At 59.8% G+C, this 23,448-nt stretch carries 24 protein-coding genes; 15 read left to right on the forward strand and 9 right to left on the reverse strand.

Features of this window, described 5'->3' with window-relative positions; all coding sequences use genetic code 11:
* Positions 1 to 149 precede the first annotated feature (149 nt).
* The 5 genes from cobU (at position 150) to ccoP (ending at position 4,308) form a co-directional block, all read left to right on the forward strand.
* Entirely contained in the window at positions 150 to 671 is a 522-nt protein-coding gene (gene cobU, locus WDZ78_RS06170; RefSeq protein ID WP_425672567.1) for a bifunctional adenosylcobinamide kinase/adenosylcobinamide-phosphate guanylyltransferase, read from the forward strand.
* Between the two features lie 239 nt (positions 672 to 910).
* On the forward strand, positions 911 to 2,533 hold the full coding sequence (gene ccoN, locus WDZ78_RS06175) for a cytochrome-c oxidase, cbb3-type subunit I (protein ID WP_425672568.1): 1,623 nt from the start codon (positions 911 to 913) through the stop codon (positions 2,531 to 2,533).
* 10 nt (positions 2,534 to 2,543) lie between these two features.
* Positions 2,544 to 3,275, forward strand: coding sequence for a cytochrome-c oxidase, cbb3-type subunit II (gene ccoO, locus WDZ78_RS06180; RefSeq protein ID WP_026364104.1), 732 nt, complete (start codon positions 2,544 to 2,546; stop codon positions 3,273 to 3,275).
* A gap of 13 nt (positions 3,276 to 3,288) precedes the next feature.
* Positions 3,289 to 3,441: a CcoQ/FixQ family Cbb3-type cytochrome c oxidase assembly chaperone gene (locus WDZ78_RS06185; protein ID WP_003502810.1), complete on the forward strand. Its 153-nt coding sequence runs from the start codon at positions 3,289 to 3,291 to the stop codon at positions 3,439 to 3,441.
* Positions 3,442 to 3,444: 3 nt separating this feature from the next.
* Complete coding sequence (gene ccoP / locus WDZ78_RS06190; RefSeq protein ID WP_112277842.1) at positions 3,445 to 4,308, forward strand: cytochrome-c oxidase, cbb3-type subunit III; 864 nt, start codon at positions 3,445 to 3,447, stop codon at positions 4,306 to 4,308.
* A 56-nt stretch (positions 4,309 to 4,364) separates the two neighbouring features.
* On the opposite strand, the gene WDZ78_RS06195 is transcribed toward ccoP, so the two are convergent.
* Genes WDZ78_RS06195 through WDZ78_RS06205 form a run of 3 tightly spaced genes read right to left on the reverse strand, consistent with a single transcriptional unit; the run spans position 4,365 to position 5,599 of the window.
* Complete coding sequence (locus WDZ78_RS06195; RefSeq protein WP_003502805.1) at positions 4,365 to 4,811, reverse strand: VOC family protein; 447 nt, start codon at positions 4,809 to 4,811, stop codon at positions 4,365 to 4,367.
* A gap of 16 nt (positions 4,812 to 4,827) precedes the next feature.
* A complete protein-coding gene (locus tag WDZ78_RS06200) occupies positions 4,828 to 5,184 on the reverse strand; it encodes a VOC family protein (protein WP_003502804.1) in 357 nt (118 codons plus the stop codon).
* Positions 5,185 to 5,194: 10 nt separating this feature from the next.
* Positions 5,195 to 5,599, reverse strand: a complete 405-nt coding sequence (locus tag WDZ78_RS06205; protein ID WP_003502802.1) for an SRPBCC family protein — start codon at positions 5,597 to 5,599, stop codon at positions 5,195 to 5,197.
* 120 nt (positions 5,600 to 5,719) lie between these two features.
* Between WDZ78_RS06205 and ccoG the strand changes: the two genes are divergently transcribed.
* The 5 genes from ccoG to gndA all read left to right on the forward strand — a co-directional run bounded on the left by ccoG (position 5,720) and on the right by gndA (position 11,841).
* Complete coding sequence (gene ccoG, locus WDZ78_RS06210; protein ID WP_425672569.1) at positions 5,720 to 7,303, forward strand: cytochrome c oxidase accessory protein CcoG; 1,584 nt, start codon at positions 5,720 to 5,722, stop codon at positions 7,301 to 7,303.
* On the forward strand, positions 7,300 to 7,800 hold the full coding sequence (locus WDZ78_RS06215) for a FixH family protein (RefSeq protein ID WP_425672570.1): 501 nt from the start codon (positions 7,300 to 7,302) through the stop codon (positions 7,798 to 7,800). The genes ccoG and WDZ78_RS06215 overlap by 4 nt, the downstream gene beginning before the upstream one ends.
* Positions 7,797 to 10,091 (forward strand): cation-translocating P-type ATPase, encoded by a 2,295-nt coding sequence (locus WDZ78_RS06220; protein ID WP_425672571.1) that lies wholly within the window; start codon positions 7,797 to 7,799, stop codon positions 10,089 to 10,091. Before WDZ78_RS06215 ends, WDZ78_RS06220 begins: the two co-directional genes overlap by 4 nt.
* Positions 10,088 to 10,246: a cbb3-type cytochrome oxidase assembly protein CcoS gene (gene ccoS, locus WDZ78_RS06225; RefSeq protein ID WP_003502794.1), complete on the forward strand. Its 159-nt coding sequence runs from the start codon at positions 10,088 to 10,090 to the stop codon at positions 10,244 to 10,246. The genes WDZ78_RS06220 and ccoS overlap by 4 nt, the downstream gene beginning before the upstream one ends.
* A 164-nt stretch (positions 10,247 to 10,410) precedes the next feature.
* Entirely contained in the window at positions 10,411 to 11,841 is a 1,431-nt protein-coding gene (gene gndA / locus WDZ78_RS06230; protein WP_425672572.1) for an NADP-dependent phosphogluconate dehydrogenase, read from the forward strand.
* A gap of 68 nt (positions 11,842 to 11,909) precedes the next feature.
* Here the strand turns inward: gndA and WDZ78_RS06235 are convergent, their stop codons facing one another.
* The 3 genes from WDZ78_RS06235 to WDZ78_RS06245 all read right to left on the reverse strand — a co-directional run bounded on the left by WDZ78_RS06235 (position 11,910) and on the right by WDZ78_RS06245 (position 16,036).
* Positions 11,910 to 12,236 carry an RcnB family protein gene (locus tag WDZ78_RS06235; RefSeq protein ID WP_020012539.1) on the reverse strand — a complete coding sequence of 109 codons (327 nt, stop codon included), beginning with the start codon at positions 12,234 to 12,236 and terminating at the stop codon, positions 11,910 to 11,912.
* Between the two features lie 178 nt (positions 12,237 to 12,414).
* A complete protein-coding gene (gene mgrA, locus WDZ78_RS06240; RefSeq protein ID WP_425672573.1) occupies positions 12,415 to 13,446 on the reverse strand; it encodes an L-glyceraldehyde 3-phosphate reductase in 1,032 nt (343 codons plus the stop codon).
* A 124-nt stretch (positions 13,447 to 13,570) separates the two neighbouring features.
* The gene (locus tag WDZ78_RS06245; RefSeq protein ID WP_425672574.1) at positions 13,571 to 16,036 is read right to left on the reverse strand and encodes a beta-mannosidase; all 2,466 of its coding nucleotides are present in this window, start codon (positions 16,034 to 16,036) and stop codon (positions 13,571 to 13,573) included.
* Positions 16,037 to 16,524: 488 nt separating this feature from the next.
* Here WDZ78_RS06245 and WDZ78_RS06250 point away from each other — a divergent pair, with 488 nt between their 5' ends.
* Entirely contained in the window at positions 16,525 to 17,577 is a 1,053-nt protein-coding gene (locus WDZ78_RS06250; RefSeq protein ID WP_425672575.1) for a LacI family transcriptional regulator, read from the forward strand.
* 177 nt (positions 17,578 to 17,754) lie between these two features.
* Here WDZ78_RS06250 and znuA read toward each other — a convergent pair whose 3' ends face one another.
* On the reverse strand, positions 17,755 to 18,747 hold the full coding sequence (gene znuA / locus WDZ78_RS06255; RefSeq protein ID WP_425672576.1) for a zinc ABC transporter substrate-binding protein ZnuA: 993 nt from the start codon (positions 18,745 to 18,747) through the stop codon (positions 17,755 to 17,757).
* A gap of 104 nt (positions 18,748 to 18,851) precedes the next feature.
* Here znuA and znuC point away from each other — a divergent pair, with 104 nt between their 5' ends.
* The 3 genes from znuC to zur are packed head-to-tail and all read left to right on the forward strand — an operon-like array spanning position 18,852 to position 20,999.
* On the forward strand, positions 18,852 to 19,778 hold the full coding sequence (gene znuC / locus WDZ78_RS06260; protein WP_020012534.1) for a zinc ABC transporter ATP-binding protein ZnuC: 927 nt from the start codon (positions 18,852 to 18,854) through the stop codon (positions 19,776 to 19,778).
* Positions 19,771 to 20,589 (forward strand): zinc ABC transporter permease subunit ZnuB, encoded by an 819-nt coding sequence (znuB, locus tag WDZ78_RS06265; RefSeq protein ID WP_020012533.1) that lies wholly within the window; start codon positions 19,771 to 19,773, stop codon positions 20,587 to 20,589. Before znuC ends, znuB begins: the two co-directional genes overlap by 8 nt.
* Entirely contained in the window at positions 20,586 to 20,999 is a 414-nt protein-coding gene (gene zur / locus WDZ78_RS06270; RefSeq protein ID WP_003502775.1) for a zinc uptake transcriptional repressor Zur, read from the forward strand. The genes znuB and zur overlap by 4 nt, the downstream gene beginning before the upstream one ends.
* 36 nt (positions 21,000 to 21,035) lie before the next feature.
* On the opposite strand, the gene WDZ78_RS06275 is transcribed toward zur, so the two are convergent.
* Entirely contained in the window at positions 21,036 to 21,569 is a 534-nt protein-coding gene (locus tag WDZ78_RS06275) for a gamma carbonic anhydrase family protein (protein WP_060725819.1), read from the reverse strand.
* A gap of 35 nt (positions 21,570 to 21,604) precedes the next feature.
* Positions 21,605 to 22,294, reverse strand: coding sequence for a fumarylacetoacetate hydrolase family protein (locus WDZ78_RS06280; RefSeq protein ID WP_020012531.1), 690 nt, complete (start codon positions 22,292 to 22,294; stop codon positions 21,605 to 21,607).
* 137 nt (positions 22,295 to 22,431) lie between these two features.
* Between WDZ78_RS06280 and dusA the strand changes: the two genes are divergently transcribed.
* Entirely contained in the window at positions 22,432 to 23,442 is a 1,011-nt protein-coding gene (gene dusA, locus WDZ78_RS06285) for a tRNA dihydrouridine(20/20a) synthase DusA (protein WP_425672577.1), read from the forward strand.
* Positions 23,443 to 23,448: the final 6 nt, after the last annotated feature.

Genomic DNA, 23,448 nt, shown 5'->3' on the forward strand with positions numbered 1-23,448 from the left:
TGTTTCTCCGGTCCGGTATCAGCGGCAGTCCGGCATGAACAACCGGGGGACGCCTTTTTCTACGAATCGTTCCCTTCATGACCGCCTGTCCCTGGCTTGCTTCACCGCAAAGATGCCGGTCCGCTTCATTCTTTTCCTTCAGGTTTCCCATGACAGATAAAAACCGCTCCGTTTTCATTCTTGGCGGCGCGCGCTCCGGCAAATCGCGTTTTGCCGAGGAACTCGCGGGAAAAGCCGGCGGACGCCTGCATTACCTCGCCACCGGGCGAGCATGGGATGACGAGATGCGCGACCGCATCAGCCATCATCAGGAGCGGCGCGGCGGGGAATGGACCACCCATGAAGCGCCGGTCGATATCGTCGCCGTTCTGCAGCGGCTCGACGACCCGGGAAATGTCATTCTTGTCGACTGCCTCACTCTGTGGCTTACCAATCTGATGATGGAGAATGCCGATATCGAGGCTGCCTTCACCGCAGTTGAGGCGGCGATCATATCGTCGCAGGCGACGCTGATATTCGTCTCCAATGAAGTGGGTCTCGGCATCGTGCCCGAAAACCGCATGGCGCGCGAATTCCGTGATCACGCCGGCCGCCTGCATCAGCGAATCGCAGCCATTGCCGGCGAGGTCTATTTTGTCGCCGCCGGGCTGCCCCTGAAGATGAAGGGCTGAGACGACACCCGTCCAGGCTGGTCGATATCGCCCTGCGTTTTTTGCTTTTACGCAAATTCCCCTCGTAAAGCCGCGCCCTGTTTTGCCGGGGCTGCGACAGCTTTGCATTCTTGATCTGGATCAAGGTGGGCTTTCCCGCGCGGTGGCAATGCTCCAACCGACGCAAAGGCGCGTTCCCGCTCTCCCAGGCGCGTGCCGTGCCTTTCGTCGGTCGGCTTGCACGTTGGGGGAAACCAACAATGAATTACACGTTAGAAACCGCGATCGTGGCCCTCGGGGCCTTTCTCGCGTTGCTCGGGGCAGCCTTTGCCCATGACAGTCTTTTCGCTGCCCATATGTGGGTGCTGTTCTTTACACTCCTGGTCAGCACGGTGCTTCTGCTGCGCCTCGTTTCCTTCGCGCCGGTCGATCAGGCTGCGCGCGTGCGACTCAAGTCGGAATATTTCGACGAGGTGGTGAAATACGGTGTCATCGCCACCGTGTTCTGGGGTGTCGTCGGCTTTCTGGTCGGGGTCGTGGTGGCGTTACAGCTCGCCTTTCCCGATCTCAACATCGCGCCCTATTTCAATTTCGGCCGCATGCGGCCGCTGCACACGTCAGCGGTGATCTTCGCTTTCGGGGGAAATGCGCTGATTGCCACGTCTTTCTACGTCGTGCAGAGAACCTGTCGCGCGCGCCTGTTCGGCGGCAATCTCGGCTGGTTCGTGTTCTGGGGTTATAACCTCTTCATCGTCATGGCTGCTACGGGTTATCTCCTTGGTATCACGCAGGGCCGCGAATATGCCGAGCCGGAATGGTATGTCGATATCTGGCTGACCATCGTCTGGGTCGCCTATCTCGTTGCCTTCCTTGGTACGATCCTGATGCGCAGGGAGCCGCATATCTATGTGGCGAACTGGTTCTACCTCGCCTTCATCGTCACCATCGCAATGCTGCACATCGTCAACAATCTGGCGGTGCCTGTGTCCTTCCTCGGGGTGAAGAGCTACTCGGCTTTCTCGGGCGTGCAGGATGCGCTGACGCAATGGTGGTACGGCCACAACGCCGTCGGGTTCTTCCTCACCGCCGGCTTCCTCGGCATGATGTATTATTTCATTCCCAAGCAGGTGAACCGCCCGGTCTATTCCTACCGGCTGTCGATCATCCACTTCTGGGCGCTGATCTTCATGTATATCTGGGCCGGCCCGCACCACCTGCATTATACGGCGCTGCCGGACTGGGCGCAGACGCTCGGCATGGTGTTCTCGATCATGCTGTGGATGCCGTCCTGGGGCGGGATGATCAACGGCCTGATGACGCTTTCGGGCGCATGGGACAAGATCCGCACCGATCCCATCGTGCGCATGATGGTGATGGCGGTGGCCTTCTACGGCATGGCGACCTTCGAGGGACCGATGATGTCGATCAAGGCCGTCAACTCGCTCAGCCACTATACCGACTGGACCATCGGCCACGTTCACTCCGGCGCTCTCGGCTGGAACGGCATGATCACCTTCGGCGCGATCTATTACCTGACGCCGAAACTCTGGGGCAGGGAGCGTCTCTACAGCCTGCAGCTGGTCAACTGGCACTTCTGGCTCGCCACGCTCGGCATCGTCATTTACGCCGCCGTCATGTGGGTGGCCGGCATCCAGCAGGCGCTGATGTGGCGCGAATACGATACCCAGGGCTTCCTCGTCTATTCCTTCGCGGAATCGGTCGCGGCGCTGTTCCCCTATTACGTGATGCGTGCACTGGGCGGCCTGATGTTCCTCAGCGGCGCACTCATCATGGCCTACAACGTCACGATGACCATCCTCGGTCATCAACGCGAGGAGGGCGTCCGCAAGGATGCGGCTCCTTCGCTGCAGCCCGCTGAATAAGGAGAGGCCGATGTCCATACTCGACAAACACGGCGTCATCGAACGCAACGCCACGCTGCTTCTGGTCGGCTCGCTTCTGGTCGTCTCTATCGGCGGCATCGTGGAAATCGCACCGCTCTTTTATCTCGAAAACACCATCGAGAAGGTGGAGGGCATGCGGCCCTACACGCCGCTGGAGCTTGCCGGGCGTAACATCTACATCCGCGAGGGATGTTACGTCTGCCACAGCCAGATGATCCGTCCGTTCCGCGATGAAGTGGAGCGTTACGGGCATTACAGCCTGGCGGCGGAATCCATGTACGACCATCCGTTCCAGTGGGGTTCCAAGCGCACGGGGCCTGACCTCGCGCGCGTCGGGGATCGTTATTCGAACGAATGGCATGTGCAGCATCTGGCCGATCCGCGCTCGGTGGTGCCGGAATCGATCATGCCGTCCTATGCCTTCCTCAAGACCACGCCGCTGAAGATCACCGACGTTTCCATGGAGCTGAAGGCCAACCGCGCCGTTGGTGTGCCCTATAGCGACGAGATGATCGAGAAATCCGCGGCCGATCTTGCCGCCCAGGCCGACCCGAATGCGGATTCGTCGGAACTCCTGGCGCGGTATCCCAAGGCGAAAGTGGGTGATTTTGACGGCGATCCAGCCAAGCTCACCGAAATGGATGCGCTGGTCGCCTATCTGCAGATGCTCGGCACGCTGGTCGATTTTTCGACCTATGACGATGCCGCCGGATACCGGTGAGGAGGTGTAAGCCATGGAAACCTACACGGCCATGCGCCACTTCGCCGATAGCTGGGGCCTGCTTGCCATGACCCTGTTCTTCGCCGGCGTCGTCGTTTTCACCCTTCGCCCCGGCTCGAAGAAGGCCGCGGACGATGCCGCCAGCATTCCGCTCAAGGAGGACTAGGATATGTCCGAAAAACACATTGATGACATCAGCGGCGTCGAAACCACCGGCCATGAATGGGACGGTATCCGTGAGCTGAACAATCCCATGCCGCGCTGGTGGGTCTGGACCTTCTACTTCACGATCCTCTGGGCCATCGGTTATACCATCGCCTATCCGGCATGGCCGTTGATCAACGGGGCGACACAAGGGCTGCTCGGCTGGAGCAGCCGCGGTGAGATAGCCGCCGAAATCGCCGATGCAAAACAGTCGCAGAGCGTTTTTGTCGACAAGATCGCCAATTCGTCGCTTGCCGACATTCAGGCCGATCCGACCCTGATGCAATTTGCCCTTTCCGGTGGCGCAGCCGCTTTCAAGGTCAATTGCATTCAGTGTCACGGTTCCGGTGCGGAAGGCGGGCAGGGTTATCCCAACCTCAATGATGACGACTGGATGTGGGGCGGCAGCGTCGACGACATCTACACGACGGTGAAGCACGGCATCCGTTTTGCAGATGACGCTGATACGCGCGCGTCGGAAATGCCCGCCTTCGGCGATATTCTCAAGTCGGATGAAATCCGCGAGGTTGCGGCTTACGTCGTCAGCCTGACGGGAACGCCCGCCAACCCGGCGCTGGTGGAACCCGGCAAGCAGCTCTTTGCCGACAATTGCGCTTCGTGCCACGGCGAGGATGCCAAGGGTAACCGCGAGTTTGGCGCACCGAACCTCGCCGATGCGATCTGGCTGAAGGCGCATGGAGAAGAGGGCATCGTCGCGCAGATCCGTTCGCCCAAGCATGGCGTCATGCCCGCCTGGGGTGAGCGCCTTGGCGATACGACGGTCAAGCAGTTGGCGATCTTCGTGCATTCGCTTGGTGGGGGCGAGTGAAGCAAGCGGAATGTAAAGAGGGGGCGCCGGGGAGGCGCCCTTTTTTATTGTTTAGATCAGGCGTTTTCCGCCCGTCCATCCGGATATTCGGCTGGTCCCTTCAACTCGATCTTGTTGCCGAAGGGATCACGGAAATAGAACGAATGTCCCATTCCTCTCGCGCCGCCGTGAAAGGCTTCCTGTTCTATCGTGACGTTAAATTTCGCCAGATGTGCGCGAAGTGCATCATGGTTCAGAGGACCGGTCGCTATGCAGATGTGATCGACATTACGTCCTCCGGCGACGGGCGGAGCAGCCTTCGTGCCACCGGGATGCGTGACATCCCACAGCACGATCAAGGCATTTCCGCACCAGACTTGTTCCATCCCGAGAGCAGGGTAAGAGTAACCATCCCTACACCCCAGCACGTTCCGGTAAAAATCGAGCGCCCGCATCATGTCGTCGACGATGAAGACGATATGATCGATACCGACCAACGAAAAAGGCGGCGTTGTCAAAGTCATGACGGGCTCCTGCCGATCAGTTTTTCGACCAGACGGCCAGTTCGTATCCATCCGGATCGGTGAAATGAAAACGGCGTCCGCCGGGAAACTCGAAAAGCGCGACACTGATCTGGCCGCCGGCGGCCTCGACGCGGCGCTGGGCATCCTCGATATCCGCGGCGTAGAGAATCACGAGCGGCCCGCCTTTGGCCGAGACGGGTGCCGTTGTGGTGAACCCGCCGGTCAGCCGGCCGTCGGAAAATTCGCAATATTGCGGACCGTAATCCTTGAAGGACCAGCCAAAGGCACCGCCGTAAAATTCCTTGCTGCGCTCGATATCGGTGACGTTGAATTCGACATAGTCGATCCGCCGGTCGTTTGTATTCGTGGTCATCGTTCCTCCATCAGTCCTTTTCGAGCAGCGCCTTCAGCGTTTCGAGATCGGCCGTGATCGCTCTTGCATCCTGCTCGAAATCCTCATCCGTCATATCCTGAAGGCGAAGGAGGGTGAAACTCACCTCCGTACCACTGCCGTTCGGCGTCACCCGTAGCGCGTTATAAACCTTGATGCCATCCGGCAATGTCACGACATGGTCGATGACGCCGAATTCGTTTGCGGGCGCAAAATTGACGCGCACCTCGCCAAGCGGTCCGCCCTCGGCGATCCAGTCCTCGCCATCGGATTTGAGGCCGCCCGCAAGGCCTGCGGCCCAGCTGGGCATGTTCTGCGGGTCTGAGGCGAAGTCGTAGACCTGGGCCCAGGGTTTTTCGATCGACAGATGAATGATTCTCGACTGCATGACAGGCATTTCATCCTCCCTTGGCGGCGCGTTCCCATACTGCGCCACTTTGTCGTCACTTGATGTAAGTCAAGGATGTTTCACCGGGGAGATGGGAGAAAGCAAGGAGATAAAAACGGACATCTTACCATGAACATCTATCGCGCCGGACAGGACAGCCCGCAACAGCCCGTCGAAAGGCTGGAGGCGGAAGCCGTCAATTCCGCAAAAACGCGCAAACCGCTCTACGAAGCCCGCAAGAAGATTTTTCCCAAGCGCGCGGAAGGTCGGTTCCGGCGGTTCAAATGGCTGGTGATGCTCGTCACCCTCGGCATCTATTATCTGACGCCGTTCCTGCGCTGGGACAGGGGGCCTTATGCACCCGATCAGGCAGTGCTGATCGATATCGCCAACCGGCGCTTTTATTTCTTCTTCATCGAAATCTGGCCGCAGGAGTTCTTTTTCGTTGCGGGATTGCTGGTCATGGCGGGGCTGGGGCTGTTTCTCGTCACCTCAGCCGTGGGGCGCGCATGGTGCGGTTATACCTGTCCACAGACCGTCTGGGTCGATCTGTTTCTGGTGGTTGAACGGGCGATAGAGGGAGACAGGAACGCCCGCATGAAACTGGACGCCGCGCCCCTTACATTCGGCAAGCTGCGCAAGCGCGTGCTGAAACATGCGATCTGGCTGGTGATTGGCGTTCTGACCGGCGGCGCCTGGATTTTCTATTTCGCCGATGCGCCGACGCTGGCGATGCAGTTCATGACGGGGCAGGCGCCGATGATCGCCTATTCGACCGTCGCCACGCTTACCGCCACCACCTATGTTTTCGGCGGGCTGATGCGGGAGCAGGTCTGTACCTACATGTGTCCCTGGCCACGCATCCAGGCGGCGATGCTGGATGAGAATTCGCTTGTTGTCACCTATAATGACTGGCGCGGCGAACCGCGCTCGCGGCACGCCAAAAAAGCCGCTGCGGCGGGCGAGAGTATCGGCGATTGCGTCGATTGCAACGCCTGTGTCGCCGTCTGTCCCATGGGCATCGACATCAGGGATGGGCAGCAGCTGGAATGCATCACCTGCGCGCTCTGCATCGACGCCTGCGACGGGGTGATGGACAAGATCGGCAAACCGCGCGGGCTGATCGCCTATGCGACGCTTGCGGAATACCAGTCCAACATGGCGCTGGCGACCGGCAACGGTTCGCACGCCATCCGCCCCGCCAATGTGCGCGAGGAGGACGGCAGCTTCAGGAAGAGCATCCGCCACTTCAACTGGCGCATCGTCTTCCGTCCGCGCACGCTGCTTTACACGGCCATCTGGGCGGCGGTCGGCATCGGCATGCTGTTTGCGCTGGTGACGCGCGAGCGGCTGGCGCTCAACGTTCTGCACGACCGCAATCCGCAATATGTACTGGAATCGAATGGTTCCATCCGCAACGGCTATACCGTGCGCATTCTCAACATGGTGCCGCAGCCGCGCACGATGAGCCTCACCATCGAGGGCATCCCGAATGCGGTGATGAAGATAAACGGCATGCCGGATACGGCCTCGCGCACTTTCGACGTCACGGTCGAGCCGGATGAGGCGACGACGCTGAAGGTCTTCGTCACCCTGCCGGGCAAGGATGTCGCGCGCACGGCTGAAAATTTCGAGTTCATCGTCAGCGATACGGGCGGCCACGAGACGGCCCGTTACGATGCTGTCTTCAACGCTCCGGGAGTGAAAAAATGACCGTGAACAATCGCCAGACATCCGGCTTCACTTTTACCGGCTGGCACATGCTCGGCGTCATGCTGCTGTTCTTCGGCACCATCATCACCGTCAACATGATCATGGCCTGGAATGCGGTGAACAGCTGGAGCGGGCTTGTCGTGCCCAATACCTATGTCGCCAGCCAGCAGTTCAACGCCAAGGCGGAAGCCGCCAAGGCACGGGCTGCGACCGGCATCAAGGGCAAGCTCGTGGTGGACGAACAGACCGTACGCTACGATGTTTTCCATCCCGACACCGGCCCCGTCGATACGGATACGGTGACGGCGCATTTCCGCCGGCCGGTCGGTGAAAGCCAGAATTTCGACATGGAGCTCACCCCGCTGTCCATCGGCGTCTTCACCGGCGCGCATGACATGCTGCCCGGCCAGTGGATCGTTGAGATCACCGCCGTCAAGGATGGCCGGATCATCGTGCATGAGGGGACGCGGATCGCCGTCATCAGGGGGCGCAAATGAGCTGCTGCGCACCGGGAACGGAAGGTTCGCTTCAGCTTGGCGAACCGGTCAATCCACCATCGTCGGAGGAATTGCTGCTGGCGAGCCGCGATCTGGGGCAGGGGCTGCGGCAGACTGATCTCAGCGTGCCGGATGTCTATTGCGGCGCCTGCATCACCACCATCGAAACCGCGCTCGGCCGTCTCCGCCAGGTGGAGCGCGCGCGCGTGAACCTGTCGTCGAAACGCGTCGCAATCGTCTGGAAGGAAGAGGTCGATGGCGTCAGGACCGATCCTTCCGATCTCGCTCGCGCCATTCTTTCGACCGGATATCGCACGCATCTTTTCGCCAGCGGTCAGGATGCTTCCGACGCCTTGCGTTCGCAATTGATCAGGGCGGTGGCGCTGTGCGGTTTTGCCTCCGCCAATATCATGCTCCTTTCCGTCTCCGTCTGGTCAGGCGCGGATGCGGCGACGCGCGACATGTTCCACTGGATTTCGGCGATGATCGCCGCGCCGGCGCTGATCTATGGCGGCCGCTTCTTTTACCAGTCGGCCTGGAATGCGCTGAAACACGGCCGCACCAATATGGATGTGCCGATCGCACTCGCCATCACGCTCTCCTATGCCGTTTCGCTGTGGGAAACGATCCATCACGGTGAACATGCGTGGTTCGACGCGACCGTGTCGCTGCTGTTCTTCCTGCTGATCGGCCGCACGCTTGACCATATCATGCGCGACAAGGCGCGTTCGGCCATTGCGGGCTTGGCCCGGCTTTCGCCGCGCGGCGCAACCGTCATCGGTGAGGATGGAACGCGGGAATACCGCCAGCTTGCCGATGTCCAACCCGGAATGTCGATAGCGATCGCCGCCGGGGACCGTGTGGCGGTTGATGCCGTGGTCGTCTCCGGCAGCAGCGATCTCGACATGTCCATCGTCAACGGCGAAAGCGCACCGCGCCGCGTTACGGCAGGTGACAGCCTGCAGGCCGGTACGCTCAACCTCACCGGTTCGCTGATCGCGCGGGTAACCGCCTCGGCAAAGGAGTCCTTCCTGTCGGAGGTGATCGGGCTTATGGAGGCGGCGGAAGGCGGCCGGGCGCGGTATCGGCGCATCGCTGATCGTGCCGCGAGCTATTATTCGCCCGTCGTGCATCTTCTCGCGCTGGTGACATTTCTTGGCTGGGGCTTTTTCGGCGGTGACTGGAAACAGGCGATGCTGATCGCCATAGCGGTTCTCATCATAACCTGCCCCTGTGCGCTTGGCCTTGCCGTTCCCGTCGTGCAGGTGGTGGCGGCAGGAAGGCTCTTCCGGCACGGCGTCATGGTCAAGGAAGGCTCGGCCATGGAGCGGCTGGCCGAAATCGATACCGTGCTGTTCGACAAGACAGGCACCCTGACCGTTGGAAAGCCGAGACTGGTCGAGACAGGTGACGTGAAGCCGGCCACCATGGCGATTGCTGCGGGGCTTGCCGCCCATTCGCGCCATCCCCTCTCGAAAGCCCTGTATGCCGCCTATAACGGTGCCATGCCGACCTATGAGGCAGTGCGGGAAATTCCCGGCTCCGGCGTTGAGGCTGAGACGGAAGCCGGAACCTACCGGCTCGGCAATCGCCGTTTCGCCTGCCCGGATGACGACGCGGGCGTCGACAATGGCGATGCCCGGTCGGAAGTCGTGCTGTCCCTTGACGGCCGGCATCTGGCGAGCTTCGGCTTCGAGGACAATCCGCGCGCAGGTGCGGTTGCGGCATTGCGCAGCCTCTCAGTGCGGGGCCTTGCGCAGGAAATCGTCTCGGGTGACCGGGCGGCGGCTGTCAGCGCCATGGCGCAGCGGCTGGGGATCGGCAACTGGAGTGCAGACCTTTCGCCGAGGGACAAGGCGGCGCGCTGCGCTGCGCTTGCCGGCGAGGGTCGCAGGGTGCTGATGGTGGGAGACGGCATCAACGATGCGCCGGCGCTTGCCGCCGCCCATGTTTCCATGGCGCCCGCCACCGCCGCCGATATCGGCCGGCAGGCCGCTGATTTCGTGTTCATGCAGGAGGATCTTGATGCCGTGCCCTTTGCGATCGAGACGTCGCAGCGGGCCGGAAGGCTCATCCGGCAGAACTTCGCTCTCGCCATCGGCTATAATGTCATCGCCGTGCCGATTGCGATTGCCGGTTATGCGACGCCGATGATCGCGGCCATCGCCATGTCGACATCCTCGCTGATCGTCGTCGCCAATGCGTTGCGTCTTGCCGGCACGGCTGAAACCGTGCGTCCTCGGAACGACGTAAAAACAGGTTTTGCGGGAGAGGGGGCGCAACTGGCATGAACATGCTGATCTATCTCATTCCCGTCGCGCTGTTTCTGGGGGCGCTCGGCCTTTTCGCCTTCCTCTGGTCGGTGCGCTCTGGCCAGTATGAGGATATGGACGGGGCCGCCTGGCGTGCGCTGGATGACGGCGACGACCGACCCCGGCGATCATAGGAGGCGAGGTGGGCCTGTCGTTTCGAGCCGGCTCTGACCTGTCGCAAATATGCAAAGCTGATTTGCGTCATCAAAATTTAATCGTTTCAGTCGCGGCTAGCCTTGCCGTTTGTTCATTACAGTGCCACAACACGACCACCTAAAAGCAAGATGGAGGCACATCCGTGGAACAGGCAGAAATCGGTTTGATCGGTCTCGGCGTCATGGGCTCGAACCTGGCGTTGAACATCGCGGAAAAGGGCAACAAGATTGCCGTATTCAACCGAACCCCTGAAGCGACGAAAAAATTCTACGCCGAGGCTGGGGACTTGCAGGGACAGCTGATCCCCTGCGAAACCATCGAGGAATTCGTCGCCGCCATTCGTCCTCCGCGCCCGATCATCATCATGATCAAGGCCGGTGACCCTGTCGACCAGCAGATGGAAATCCTGAAGCCGCATCTTTCTAACGGCGACATCATGATCGATGCGGGCAATGCGAATTTCCGCGATACGATCCGCCGTTTCGACAATCTCAAGGATAGCGGCCTGACCTTTATAGGCATGGGCGTTTCCGGCGGCGAAGAAGGTGCGCGTCATGGACCGTCGATCATGGTCGGCGGCACCGAGGATAGCTGGAAGCGCGTCGAGAAGGTGCTGACTTCCATTTCAGCCAAGTACAACAACGATCCGTGCGTGGCCTGGCTCGGCAATGACGGCGCCGGCCATTTCGTCAAGACGATCCATAACGGCATCGAATATGCCGACATGCAGATGATCGCCGAAATCTACGGCATCCTGCGTGACGGCCTTGGCATGAGCGCAGTCGAAATCGCCGACGTGTTCGCAGAATGGAACAAGGGCCGCCTGAACTCCTACCTGATCGAAATCACCGAGAAGGTTCTGCGCGCCGCCGATCCGATCACCGGCAAGCCGATGGTCGATCTGATCCTCGACAAGGCCGGCCAGAAGGGCACCGGCAAGTGGTCGGTCATCGAGGCGCAGAACATGGGCGTCGCCGCAACCGCCATCGAAGCGGCCGTGGCTGCGCGTATTCTCTCCTCGCAGAAGGACGAGCGCGAAGCTGCCGAGAAGATCTTCGGCCTGCCGACCCTTGCACCGGCGCCCGCTGACAAAAAGGCCTTTATCGCCGATCTGGAAAGCGCGCTTCTGGCCGCCAAGGTTGGTGCTTACGCCCAGGGCTTCGCGATCATGTCGGCCGCATCGAAGGAGTTCAACTGGAACCTGCCGATGCCGACGATTGCCCGCATCTGGCGCGCCGGCTGCATCATCCGCTCGGAGTTCCTCGATGAGATCACCTCGGCCTTCACCAAGGATCCGCATGTGGCGAACCTCATCGTGACGCCTGCCTTCTCCGGCATCGTCAAGGATACCGATGCGCCGCTGCGCCGTGTGGTTTCCTACGCCGTTCTGTCGGGCCTGCCGGTTTCGGCGCTGGCTTCGGCACTCGGTTATTTCGACGCCTATCGCCGCGGCCGCGGCAGCGCCAACCTCATCCAGGCGCAGCGCGACTTCTTTGGCGCGCATGGTTTCGAACGCACCGACGGTGTGGACAAGCCGCACGGCCCATGGGGCAGCGGCGCCGACATTTTCTGATCGGCTGAAACGATAAACGACAAAAGGCCCGCGCAAGCGGGCCTTTTCATTTCATCCGATGACTTCAATCAGCGAGCGGCAGCGAGGCCGACGATCAGGCCGCTGACGGCGTTGATGAGCAGGAACTGGTTGTCGACGCGCACCCAGCGCTGGTCGCGGCGTGGTTCGGCGAGGCGATAACGGCGATAGTCGCGGCGGTCGACGGTGTGACGGCGTTCGCCTGCAGACAGGCGCTGGCCGCGATCCCAGCGGTGCTTCTTGACGATGACCTTTTTCGTGGTGATCTGGCGCTCGACGGTAACGCCACGGTGGCGATCGTCATGACGGCTCTGTGCCTGCGCCATTGGAGCAGCGAGAACGGTGGCAGCCAGAAGAATGGTGACGAACTTTTTCATGAATGTTTCCTCTCGTGTTTCGATGAGGAGAACTTACGAATAAACGAATGAACGGAAACTGAATTTAAAATTACATTTATGTAATGGTTGTTAATGGTTAGGAGCGTGAGTTAATCTTTTATTTTGAGTTTTTGAGGGCAAACAGACCGCCCGGAGGAACCGGGCGGTCTCTCCTCAATCAGACGCGTTCAGCGGATTTTGCCCAGAGGTTGATATCCGCTTCCTTGGCGTAACGATCAATTTCGGCAAGCTCTTCGGCCGTGAAATCCGGCCGGTCGAGTGCCTTCACGCAATCCTCGACCTGTTCGACGCGGCTTGCCCCGATCAGCGCTGAGGTGATGCGGCCGCCGCGCAGAACCCAGGCAATCGCCATCTGCGCCAACGTCTGGCCGCGCCGCTCGGCAATGCTGTTGAGCGCCCGGATGTTCTCGACGTTGCGTTCGTTGAGGAAGGCCGGGTTCAGCGACTTGCTCTGCGCTGCGCGGCTGCCATCAGGCACGCCGCCCAGATATTTCGTCGTCAGCATGCCCTGCGCCAGTGGCGAAAAGACGATGGAGCCGATGCCCAGTTCTTCCAGCGTATCGACGAGACCATCCTCCTCGATCCAGCGGTTGATCATCGAATAGCTCGGCTGGTGGATGATGCAGGGCGTGCCGAGGTCCTTGAGGATGGCGGCGGCCTCACGGGTGCGCTTCGAGTTGTAGGACGAGATGCCGACATAAAGCGCCTTGCCCGAGCGCACGATCTGGTCGAGCGCACCGCAGGTTTCCTCAAGCGGCGTGTTGGGGTCGAAACGGTGGGAGTAGAAGATATCGACGTAGTCCAGCCCCATGCGCTTCAGGCTCTGGTCGCAGGAGGCGATGACGTATTTGCGGCTGCCCCATTCGCCATAGGGGCCGGGCCACATGTTGTAACCGGCCTTGGAGGAGATGATCATCTCATCGCGATAACCCCTGAAATCCGTCTTCAGGATTTCACCGAAGGCGGTTTCGGCGCTGCCGGGCGGCGGGCCGTAATTATTGGCGAGATCGAAATGGGTGATGCCGAGATCGAAGGCGCGGCGGCAGATGGCCTGTTTGGTCTGGTGCGGCGTGTCGTTGCCGAAATTGTGCCAGAGGCCGAGCGAGATCGCCGGCAGTTTCAGGCCGGTCTTGCCGCAATGATTATACTTCATGGATGCGTATCGGTTTTCGGCCGGTTGCCAAACCATGGGTCTTCCTCCACTTGCTGATGACTGGCCGCCGGAGAACCCGGCAGCCTTTTGAAGCGATGAAACAGGCGCGGGTTCACCTGTCATTCCCGAGAGGGATGGTTATGCCTTTCTCCGCATGGTTTCAATGCGAGGATTGGCAGGTATGAAGATCGAAGATGCGGAAATGCGGCTGGGGGCCGCCCGCCTTCGGCGTGAAGATGATACGGCGCGTTTCGCCGGTGGCCAGATCGAAGAGATTGTCGGAATAACGGCCGGGCTGATCTGCCTCCAGCATGACGAAGAGCGCGAGACCGGCAGCGGTGACATCGATTTCGTACTGGCCGTTTTTTAACGGGCCCACGGAAAATTCGAGCCCGGCAGGCTGAAGCTCCAGCGCCTTGTAGGTGTCGCGCACATGGTGGCCTTCACCTGTCATGCCGTTTGAGGCGATGAAGCTCCAGGCGAGGATGGCCCCATCCGGCAGGCTATCCATGTCGATCTCGGTGAGCGTCGCAGCCTTGTCCGTTGCGCAGGTGCCGTTGGCGGATTTCAGCGGCACGCGGTTACCGTCCATGGTCAGCGCAACGATGTTCATGTCGATTTCGACGTCTTCCGCGGTGTCGTTGACCATGGAGAAGCTCACCCGGCGTCCATCCTCGGAGGGAATGGCCGAGACGGTCACCGGTTGGAAGAAGCGGCGGGCGGCATAATGCAGCGCTTTCCAGCCGCCGCCATAATCGAGGCTGGACCATGAGGCGACCGGCCAGGTATCGTTGAGCTGCCAATAAAGCGTGCCCATGCAATGGGGCTTCAGCGAACGCCAGTAATCCACAGCAGTGCGGATGGCCAGCGCCTGCTGGACCTGGCTCAGATAAACGAAATTCTCGAAATCCTTGGGGAAGCGGAAATAGCGGAACATGGTGCCGGCGATCCGCTCATTGCCGCCGACATTCTTCTGGTGCAGCTCAATGACCGGGGAGGCGATGTTCATGTCCTTTTCTTCCGCATAGGTGCGGATGACGGGCATGGATGTGTAGGACTGGAAACCGAATTCGGAGCAGAAACGCGGCTTGACCGATCGGTAATTGTCGAACGACTTGTTTTCGTGCCAGACGGACCAGTAGTGCATGTCACCGGAACCATCCGCATGCCAGGCGTCGCCATAATCGAGATAACCGGAGGCCGGGCTGGAGGGCCACCAGAGCGCTTCCGGTGCTGCTTTTTTCAGTGCTCTTTCGATCGTGCGGTTCAGGCGGTCGTAAGCCACGAGATAACGGTCGCGATTGTTGCGGGATTCCTCGAACCAGGTCAGCGCACCCACCAGCTCGTTATCACCGCACCAGAGTGCGATGGACGGATGCGAGGAGAGGCGTTTCACCTGATAGTCGACCTCGTGTTCGACATTGTCGAGAAAGTCCTCGCTGCAGGGATAAAGATTGCAGGCAAACATGAAGTCCTGCCAGACCAGCAGGCCAAGCCGGTCGCAGAGATCGTAGAACCAGTCTTCCTCATAAAAGCCGCCGCCCCAGACGCGGATCATGTTCATATTTGCCTCCACCGCAGAGCAGAGGAGATCTTCGGTCTTTTCCCTGCTGGCGAGCGAATAGAGCGCATCTGCGGGGATCCAGTTGGCGCCGCGGCAGAAGATCTCGCGGCCGTTGATGCGGAAGGCGAAGCGGCTGCCGGCCTCGTCCTCGTCCGTCAGAAGCTCGATTGTCCTGAAGCCGATCTGGCGGGTGACGGTCTCATCAGGCAGTTCCACCGTCAGCTTGTAGAGCGTCTGTTCGCCACTGCCGGCCGGCCACCAGAGCTCCGGATTTTCGACGAAGAAGACGTGGCGCACCACCGTCTCGCCGGCGCCGACGCCGCAATCGAGTCTCAGTGTTTCATCGTTGAGGGAGAGGTAGACCGGCAGGCTCGCCGGACCCTCGGCAAACAGCGTGACGGCCACATGCAGCTCGACTCCGCCTTCGACATGGTGCTGCGAGGTGACGATATGTTCAATGCGGGCCGTATCGAGGCGCTTCAGCAGGATTTTGCCGTAAAGGCCGAGCGGCGCAATCGCGATGTTCCAGTCCCAGCCGAAATGGCATTGCGGCTTGCGCAGCATGTTGCCATTGGCAATGGGTGAATTACCGGGGTGATAGGGAATGTAAAAAGGCTGCCGCGCCTGCCGCTCCGCACCGGCCACGATGTTGGAATGGAAATGGATGCGGATGGTGTTTTCACCCGGACGGACAGCGCGGGAAATATCCGGGCGGTAGCGGCGGAAGCAATTGTCGGCGGTCAATACCGGGACGTCGTTGACGAAGACGATGGCGACGGTGTCGAGGTAGTCGATATCGAGATACCAGCTGGCATCCGCCTCATCGAGAATGAATGTGCGCTCGATGACCCAGTCGCGCTCAGCCACCCATTGCACCACCTTTTCATTGGCGCCGTGATAGGGATCGAGAATGATGCCCGCATTTTTGAGCGCGCTGTGAATATCACCCGGTACGGAAAGCTGGGTGGTATGGTCTCCTTCCACCGAGGTCAGGCGCCAGGGCCCGGCCAGATCAATGACGGTTTCGGGCGAGGAAGAAGAAATCATAATCGGACCCTGCATAGTATGAATTCGAAGAGGACTGGCCGGCATTATGGTGCAGGCTTGTGTCAGAATCTGGGGGAGCGGATGCCCGCAAAGCGGCTGCGACACGCTTATCCGGCTTTGCGATTTCCTCCCTCCGGCAACGTTACCGTAAAACAATCGTTTCGTCATTCCTTTGAGTGACAACGTGCGACATGAATAATGACGGGCACCTCCGCGTCGGGGTGGCGAAGTCACTTCTTGGAAGAAATCGTATACTTTATATTTTTATATCAGTTATTTGTATCAAGATATTAATATTTGAAATTAAGATATGTATCCGTGGATTTCTGGAAATTCCGTGCCGGAAGAAGTGGGAAGTGTCGGGAAATATTTTCCGGACCTATATCGTTTTAGCTGAATTGGCAGATAGTCGCAAAGGACCGGCGTTTGACCGCAGACCTTTGCCTTTGCAACAGAGCAAAAGCTATCTATGATTATCGTTCGGTAAAGCGTGGCGAAATGAAATGAACGATACTGGCAAATCCGGCAGGGATGACATACCCGCGACGACGGGCGAGCGTCCGACCTTGAAGACGATCGCCTATATGACGGGTCTTGGCATCACCACCGTCTCGCGCGCGCTGAAGGATGCGCCAGACATCGGCGCTGAAACCAAGGAGCGTGTGCGGCTGATAGCCCGGCAGATCGGTTACCAGCCAAACCGCGCCGGCGTGCGCCTTCGCACCGGCAAGACCAATGTGATTGCCCTTGTTCTGAGCGTCGATGAAGAACTGATGGGTTTCACCAGTCAGATGGTATTTGGCATCACCGAGGTTCTTTCCACGACACAATATCATCTGGTCGTGACGCCCCATATCCACGCCAAGGATTCGATGGTGCCGATCCGCTACATTCTCGATACCGGTTCGGCGGATGGGGTCATTATTTCGAAGATCGAGCCCAACGATCCGCGCGTCCGTTTCATGACTGAGCGCAACATGCCCTTCGTCACCCATGGGCGGTCGGATATGGGCATCGAACACGCCTTTCATGATTTTGACAATGAGGCCTATGCCTATGAGGCGGTTGAACGGCTGGCGCAATGCGGACGTAAAAGGATCGCCGTCATCGTGCCGCCATCGCGGTTTTCGTTCCACGATCACGCCCGCAAGGGGTTAATGAGGGGGATCAGGGATTTCGGCCTTAGCGAATTTCCGCTGGATGCCATCACCATCGAAACGCCGCTTGAGAAAATCCGCGATTTCGGTCAGCGGCTGATGCAGTCGGATGACCGCCCCGACGGTATCGTTTCGATCAGCGGCAGCAGCACCATCGCGCTGGTGGCCGGTTTCGAGGCGGCGGGTGTGAGAATCGGCGAGGATATCGATATCGTCTCGAAGCAGTCCGCTGAGTTCCTGAACTGGATCAAACCGCAGATCCACACCGTCAATGAGGATATCAAGCTGGCGGGCAGGGAGCTTGCAAAGGCCCTTCTGGCGCGCATCAACGGCGCGCCGCCGGAGACCTTGCAGAGCATCAGCAGCCCGGTCTGGTCTTCGATGGCGCCGAAGCCGTAGACAGCCGCTTAGCGCTCGGCGTTACTCGCCGTGACGCAGTTATGTTCGTCTTTTTTTATAAATCACTTCAATTTTTTATCACAAGCCTTTGGGATAAAATGATCTTTACTTCATATTTGAGCTGATCCTGGCTCAGGGCCGGAAAGGCGGCGGCGTGTCAGCGCGCGACAATGCGCATCAGGACAGGCAATCCTTCAGAGAACCGGCAATACCACGCATCAGCTTGAAATAGAGATCGGGGCCGGGCTCCAGCGTCGCCGCCTCCGGGTCGAGCGTCGCGGATTTTGCTGCTGTACCTTCGGTAATGACCGAAATCAGCTTCGGCTCGAATTGCGGTTCCGCGAAGACGCAGGTTGCGCCGAGCTGGCGAACCTTTTCCTGCATCTGTTTGACGCGGTCAGCACCTGGCAGGGTTTCGGGGCTGACGGTGATCGATCCCGCCGTCTTCACGCCGTAACGATGCTCGAAATACTGATAGGCATCGTGGAAGACGATGAAGGGTTTGTCCTTCACCGGCTTGACCGTTTCCTTCAGTTCAGCATCAAGCGCATCGAGATCGTCGATCAGTTTTTTGGTGTTGGCCTGATAGGTCGCGGCATTGCCGGCATCGGCCGCGATCAGCGCGGTTTCGATCGTCTGCGCCATGGCCTTGGCATTGGCGGGATCGAGCCAGAGATGGGTGTCGTATGCGCCGTGGTCATGGTCCTCGTGACCCTCCGCATGGTCATGTCCATGATCGTGTGCGCCTTCCTCTTCGGCGTGGCCGTCATGCGCATCATGGCCCTCGTCGCCATGGTCATGTGCTTCAAAGGGGCCGCCTTCGCGGAAGGGCAGCTTCTCCAGCCCCTTGGCGTCTTCCAGTTCCACCACGGTCGCCTTGCTGGCAAGCGCCTCCAGCGGCTTTTCCAGAAATGCTTCCAGTCCGGGGCCAACCCAGAAGACCACATCCGCCTTTTCCAGCTTGCGCGCATTGGACGGTCTGAGATTATAGGTGTGCGGCGAGGCCGCGCCGTCGACAATGAGCTGCGGTTCGCCGACGCCCCGCATGATTGCGGCGACGAGGGAATGGACCGGCTTGATCGAGACCACGACATCGGGCGCTGCTGTGGCGCCGGAAGCGGCGGCTGCGATAGCCACCGATGCCATGAGCGGGACCAGGAACGATTTCATGAAATGCACTCCACTTGAAGAAGTATAGTTATGTTATTACATTTATTGCGTTACTCTATAACGTATGCAATAGCGGTAAGCAACATCGCCGAACGGACAATCCCATGCTTCATTCCGCCCATCGGGGCAACGAGATACTGGTTTCCCTTGCCAATGCCGGCGTGCAGCGCAACGGCCGCTGGCTGGTGCGCGGCGTGGAGTTTTCCGTCAGCAAAGGTGAGATCGTCACGCTGATCGGGCCGAACGGTTCCGGCAAGTCAACGAGCGCAAAGATGGCGATCGGTGTGGTGAAGCCGACTGAGGGCGAGGTCTCGCGCATTGCCGGTCTGAGGGTCGGTTATGTGCCGCAGAAGCTTTCCGTTGATTGGACCATGCCGCTTTCGGTGCGCCGGCTGATGACGCTGACCGGGCCGCTGCCAGCCCGTGAAATCGACGCGGCGCTGAATGCGACTGGCATTGCGCATCTCGCCAATGCCGAGGTCCAGCACCTTTCCGGCGGCGAGTTCCAGCGCGCGCTTCTGGCCCGCGCCATCGCCCGCAAGCCCGATCTGCTGGTTCTTGACGAGCCCGTGCAGGGCGTCGATTTCTCCGGCGAGATAGCTCTCTATGATCTGATAAAAAATATCAGAAATTCAAATAATTGCGGAATTCTGTTAATCTCGCATGATCTGCATGTGGTGATGGCGGAAACCGACACCGTCATATGCCTGAACGGCCATGTCTGCTGCCGGGGCACGCCACAGGCGGTGAGCCAGAGCCCGGAATATATGCGGCTGTTCGGCGGCTCGGCAGCCAAGGCGCTTGCCGTCTATAGCCACCATCACGATCATACCCATTTGCCCGATGGCCGGGTGCAGCATGCGGATGGTTCCGTAACCGATCATTGCCACCCCGAGGATGGCCACCACCATATGCATGACCATGGCCGCCATCATGACGACCATGGCGAATGCGGCTGCGGCCACCAGCATGAGCATGAGCATGAGGATCATATTTCCTCCAGCCAGCGGCAGGGAGAGCGCCATGTTTGACGATTTCTTCATTCGCGCCATGGTCGCCGGTATCGGCGTCGCGCTCACTGCCGGTCCTCTCGGCTGTTTCGTCGTCTGGCGGCGCATGGCCTACTTCGGTGATACGATGGCCCATTCGGCGCTGCTCGGCGTCGCGCTCTCGCTGCTGTTGCAGCTCAACCTCATCGTCAGCGTCTTTCTGGTCGCGTCGGCCGTGTCGATCCTGCTGCTCTTCTTGCAACGCCGGCAGGCGCTCTCCTCCGATGCACTGCTTGGCATATTGTCCCATTCGGCGCTGGCGATCGGTCTTGTCATCGTCGCTTTCATGAGCTGGGTGCGTATCGACCTCGTCTCATTCCTGTTCGGCGATATTCTCGCTGTTACCCGCAGCGATATCGCCCTGATCTGGGGCGGTGGGCTGGTGGTCATCGTCTCCATGGTCTTCCTGTGGCGGTCGCTGCTCGCCTCCACCGTGAATACAGAATTGGCCGAGGCCGAGGGGTTGAACCCGGAGCGTGCAAAGCTGATCTTTACGCTCTTGATGGCGCTAGTAATCGCTATTGCCATGAAGGTGGTCGGCATCATGCTCATCACCTCGCTGCTCATCATACCGGCGGCGACCGCCAGACGTTTTTCCGCGACGCCAGAGGTGATGGCGGTGGTGGCTTCGCTGATCGGTGCGGTTGCAGTTGTCGGCGGCCTGTTCGGCTCGCTCACCTACGATACGCCGTCCGGCCCTTCCATCGTGGTTGCCGCGGTGATCCTCTTCGTTATAAGCCTGTTGCCGGCGCCGGGTTTTTCCCGCGCCGCGGATGAAGGAGGCAAGTCATGAATGTGCAGACCCAGCAGAACCTCACCAAAAACCAGTCGCTGGTCATGAATGCTCTCTCAAACGCGCATCAGCCGCTCAGCGCCTATATGATTCTCGACAAGCTGCGCGACGATGGTTTTCGCGCGCCGCTGCAGGTTTATCGGGCGCTGGAAAAGCTGGTGGAATTTGGTCTCGTGCACCGGCTTGAGAGCCTCAACGCCTTTGTCGCCTGCACCCATACGCAGGCGGAGTGCTGCTCGCACCACCATGGAACAGTCGCTTTCGCCATCTGCGAATCCTGCGGGCAGGTGACGGAGTTTCACGATCATGAGATCGACCACCGCCTTGAGCGCTGGGTGAAGGACAGCAAGTTCAAGGCGGAAAAGACAACCATTGAAATTCGCGGCCTTTGCGCCGCCTGCTCGGCTTAATCTCACGACGGGGGCGGGCATAGAGGCCCGCCGTTCCTATCCCTCGATGATCGCCAGATCGTTCGAAAAGCGCTTCCAGTTTTCGATGTATTTCTCCGCCGAGCGACGGAGCCCCGCGACAGCTTCATCATCCAGCGTTCGGATGGCGCGCGCCGGCGAGCCGACAATCAGTGAATTGTCCGGGAATTCCTTGCCCTCCGTCACCAGCGCATTGGCGCCGACGAGGCAGTTGCGGCCGATCTTTGCGCCATTCAGGATCGTCGCCCCCATGCCGACAAGCGAATTATCGCCAATGGTGCAGCCATGCACGATGGCGTGGTGGCCGATGGTGCACATTTCGCCGATGACAGCGGCAAAGCCGGGATCGCTGTGCACCATCACGCCTTCCTGAATATTGGTGCCGCGCCCGACGCTGATCGGCTCGTTATCGCCGCGCAGCGTTGCGCCGAACCAGATGCCGACATCCTCGCCGAGCGTGACCGAGCCGATGACGTTGGCGTCGGGTGCTACCCAGTAGCTATCCGGGGCAGGGGTCTGCGGCACCCGGTCGGCAAGGCGGTAAAGCGGCATGGTGGTGTCTCCCTTTTGGTTTTTTCCGACTGCGGTCAGGCAACCGTCACGGCAAGCGTGCCGACACCCTCGACACCGCATTCGATCCGATCGCCGCGCACGATGGGGCCAACGCCGGCCGGCGTGCCGGTCATGATGACGTCGCCGGCGGCAAGCGTGAACAGCTTGGAAAGCTCGGCAATCACTTCCGGCACCTTCCAGATCATCTGGGCAAGATCGCCCGTCTGCTTGCGTTCGCCATTGACGTCAAGCCAGATCGCACCGGTAGCGGGATGGCCGATCTTGTCTGCGGGGACGATGGCCGAAATCGGCGCGGAATATTCGAAAGCCTTCGCGCCCTCCCAGGAACGCCCCATCTTTTTCAGACCGTCCTGAAGGTCCCGACGGGTCATGTCTATGCCGACGGCGTAACCCCAGATATGGTTCAGGGCCTCGGCCGCCGGGATATCGGCACCGCCGCTTTTCAGAACCACGACGCACTCGACTTCGTAGTGCACATTCGATGACAGCGGCGGGTAGGGGAAGTCCTGACCGGCGGGCAGCAGATTGTCCGGGTTTTTCTGGAAATAAAAGGGCGGCTCGCGCGAGGGATCGTGGCCCATCTCAATGGCGTGATCGGCATAATTGCGGCCGACGCAATAGACCCGCCGGACGGGGAACAGATCGCCCGTGCCTTCCACGGGCAGGAGAACGGGTTTCGGAGCGGGGATGACGGTGGCGGCCATGTCGATTTCCTGTCGTCTTTTTCGGTGCAATTCTTGTCCCGCGATTCCGGGGCGATTTCCAGTTCAAAATGTCCGTGCCTGCAAAACTGGCTTTTTGCGGTCCTTTGCTGTAGAAGCCGGCGCAAAGAGGTTAATCCATGTACAGACAAGCGCTTGCAAGCGGCGAAAAAATCTTCGCCGTGGCCCCCATGATCGACTGGACCGACACGAGATGCAGATTTCTGCACCGGCAATTGTCGAAGCGCGCGCTGCTTTACACCGAAATGATCGTCGCCGACGCCATCATCCATGGTCAGCGTGATAGGCTGCTCGGTTATCATCCTCAGGAACATCCCGTCGCCCTGCAGCTTGGCGGGTCTGATCCGGCCAAGCTTGCCGAAGCCGTGCGGATCGCCGGGGACTACGCTTATGACGAGATCAATCTCAATGTCGGCTGTCCCTCGGATCGGGTGCAATCCGGCACTTTCGGTGCATGCCTGATGCGCGAGCCTGATGTGGTGGCGCAATGTGTCGCCGCAATGAAGGCTGTCGCCCGCGTGCCGGTTACGGTGAAATGCCGGATCGGGGTGGATGATCAGCAGCCGGAAGCTGTTCTGCCGGATTTTCTGAATCGGGTTGTTGCCGCAGGCGCGGACGCGGTCTGGGTTCATGCGCGAAAAGCCTGGCTGCAAGGGCTTTCGCCGAAGGAAAACCGCGAAGTGCCACCGCTCGATTATGATCTCGTCTATCGCATGAAGCGGGAGAACCCTGACGTCTTTATCGGCATCAATGGCGGTATCGCCGATCTGGATCAGGCGAGCGAACATCTCCAGCATATGGATGGCGTGATGCTCGGCCGGGCCGCCTATCACAATACGTCCATTCTTGCCGATGTCGACCATCGCATCTATGGCGAAGAGGCTCGGCAGCCGGACTGGATGGCGCTGCGAGACGCGATGATGGCCTATGCCGCCGACTATATCGCCGCAGGCGGACGTCTCAACCACGTCACCCGCCACATGGTCGGACTGTTTCAGGGCATGCCCGGCGCGCGTCGTTTTCGGCAAATCCTCTCCAGCGACGCCACCCGGCCGGGGGCAGGGCCGGAAGTGATCGAGGCCGCTTTTGCGACAATCGATTTCAGCCCGACGAAAGAAATGGCGGGCTGAAAGCGC

The sequence above is a fragment of the Agrobacterium sp. M50-1 genome, from assembly GCF_049843495.1.
GTDB classification, from domain to species: domain Bacteria; phylum Pseudomonadota; class Alphaproteobacteria; order Rhizobiales; family Rhizobiaceae; genus Agrobacterium; species Agrobacterium radiobacter.

Coding starts and splice junctions, on each gene's coding strand:
- cobU (WP_425672567.1), top strand. CDS start 150: ATGACAGATAAAAACCGCTCCGTTTTCATTCTTGGCGGCGCGCGCTCC.
- ccoN (WP_425672568.1), top strand. CDS start 911: ATGAATTACACGTTAGAAACCGCGATCGTGGCCCTCGGGGCCTTTCTC.
- ccoO (WP_026364104.1), top strand. CDS start 2,544: ATGTCCATACTCGACAAACACGGCGTCATCGAACGCAACGCCACGCTG.
- WDZ78_RS06185 (WP_003502810.1), top strand. CDS start 3,289: ATGGAAACCTACACGGCCATGCGCCACTTCGCCGATAGCTGGGGCCTG.
- ccoP (WP_112277842.1), top strand. CDS start 3,445: ATGTCCGAAAAACACATTGATGACATCAGCGGCGTCGAAACCACCGGC.
- WDZ78_RS06195 (WP_003502805.1), bottom strand. CDS start 4,811: ATGACTTTGACAACGCCGCCTTTTTCGTTGGTCGGTATCGATCATATC.
- WDZ78_RS06200 (WP_003502804.1), bottom strand. CDS start 5,184: ATGACCACGAATACAAACGACCGGCGGATCGACTATGTCGAATTCAAC.
- WDZ78_RS06205 (WP_003502802.1), bottom strand. CDS start 5,599: ATGCCTGTCATGCAGTCGAGAATCATTCATCTGTCGATCGAAAAACCC.
- ccoG (WP_425672569.1), top strand. CDS start 5,720: ATGAACATCTATCGCGCCGGACAGGACAGCCCGCAACAGCCCGTCGAA.
- WDZ78_RS06215 (WP_425672570.1), top strand. CDS start 7,300: ATGACCGTGAACAATCGCCAGACATCCGGCTTCACTTTTACCGGCTGG.
- WDZ78_RS06220 (WP_425672571.1), top strand. CDS start 7,797: ATGAGCTGCTGCGCACCGGGAACGGAAGGTTCGCTTCAGCTTGGCGAA.
- ccoS (WP_003502794.1), top strand. CDS start 10,088: ATGAACATGCTGATCTATCTCATTCCCGTCGCGCTGTTTCTGGGGGCG.
- WDZ78_RS06235 (WP_020012539.1), bottom strand. CDS start 12,236: ATGAAAAAGTTCGTCACCATTCTTCTGGCTGCCACCGTTCTCGCTGCT.
- mgrA (WP_425672573.1), bottom strand. CDS start 13,446: ATGGTTTGGCAACCGGCCGAAAACCGATACGCATCCATGAAGTATAAT.
- WDZ78_RS06245 (WP_425672574.1), bottom strand. CDS start 16,036: ATGCAGGGTCCGATTATGATTTCTTCTTCCTCGCCCGAAACCGTCATT.
- WDZ78_RS06250 (WP_425672575.1), top strand. CDS start 16,525: ATGAACGATACTGGCAAATCCGGCAGGGATGACATACCCGCGACGACG.
- znuA (WP_425672576.1), bottom strand. CDS start 18,747: ATGAAATCGTTCCTGGTCCCGCTCATGGCATCGGTGGCTATCGCAGCC.
- znuC (WP_020012534.1), top strand. CDS start 18,852: ATGCTTCATTCCGCCCATCGGGGCAACGAGATACTGGTTTCCCTTGCC.
- znuB (WP_020012533.1), top strand. CDS start 19,771: ATGTTTGACGATTTCTTCATTCGCGCCATGGTCGCCGGTATCGGCGTC.
- zur (WP_003502775.1), top strand. CDS start 20,586: ATGAATGTGCAGACCCAGCAGAACCTCACCAAAAACCAGTCGCTGGTC.
- WDZ78_RS06275 (WP_060725819.1), bottom strand. CDS start 21,569: ATGCCGCTTTACCGCCTTGCCGACCGGGTGCCGCAGACCCCTGCCCCG.
- WDZ78_RS06280 (WP_020012531.1), bottom strand. CDS start 22,294: ATGGCCGCCACCGTCATCCCCGCTCCGAAACCCGTTCTCCTGCCCGTG.
- dusA (WP_425672577.1), top strand. CDS start 22,432: ATGTACAGACAAGCGCTTGCAAGCGGCGAAAAAATCTTCGCCGTGGCC.